The sequence below is a fragment of the Caballeronia arationis genome (assembly GCF_001544975.2).
Taxonomy (GTDB): Bacteria; Pseudomonadota; Gammaproteobacteria; order Burkholderiales; family Burkholderiaceae; genus Caballeronia; species Caballeronia arationis.
The window spans coordinates 1-720 of record NZ_FCOG02000558.1; the positions used below are offsets into that span (position 1 = coordinate 1).

The 720-nt window shown below is 64.9% G+C and carries 1 pseudogene; it reads right to left on the bottom strand.

The features are described from left to right. A pseudogene (locus tag AWB81_RS43835) lies at window positions 1–720 on the bottom strand (SMC family ATPase); the annotation flags it as partial.

The window sequence follows — 720 nt, forward strand, 5'->3', positions numbered from 1 at the left end:
TGCGCTTTCTTCTCGCGATACTCCGCGCGAAGATTGGCGACCGACACCCGCTGCACCTCCGCTTGTGCTTTCGCCTGCAATGCTTGAGTGAGGAGCGGACATTGCGCGTGCATCGAATGACCGACGCACGGCACCTGATCCACCACCGCTGCCTGCTTGCTCAACGTGTCGAAGTGGGCGGCTTTCGTCGTGCCCTGGCTCATCAAACCGGTAAGCGTCGCATCGAGTGTGGTCAACGTCGCGCGTTTGACCTCCAAATCGGCAATGTCGCGCTGCAGAGGAGCAAACCTCGCTTCCTCACGCGCAATCGCCAACTCGGCCTCCTCGCGCTTCGCTGCCGCACCCAGGATCGCTTCACGGCGAGCCAGCGTTGCTTGGTGCGTGGCCACCGTCCGACTCAGCGCGGCGACGCGTTGCTGGCAGCGAACCGCTGATGCTTGCTCGTCGTCGGCCGCGCTTTTCACGGCACGGCCCAACTCGTCGCGGCGCACGCCCAGCTCTCGCAGGCGCGCCTCGGTCGTGGCCGATTCACTCTGCTTAGCCGCAAGCGTTGCCCGCTCCTGAGTCAGCTTGCTCGCCTGCTCAAGCGCGGCATCGCGTTGCTCCCGAGCGGCACGCAAGGTGTTGCCCTGCGCGACGATCGACTGCTCAGCGTCCGCTTTGCGTTGCCGCTTTCCGGCGAGCGCACCAAGCTCTGACTGGATGCCTTCGAGCGACTTG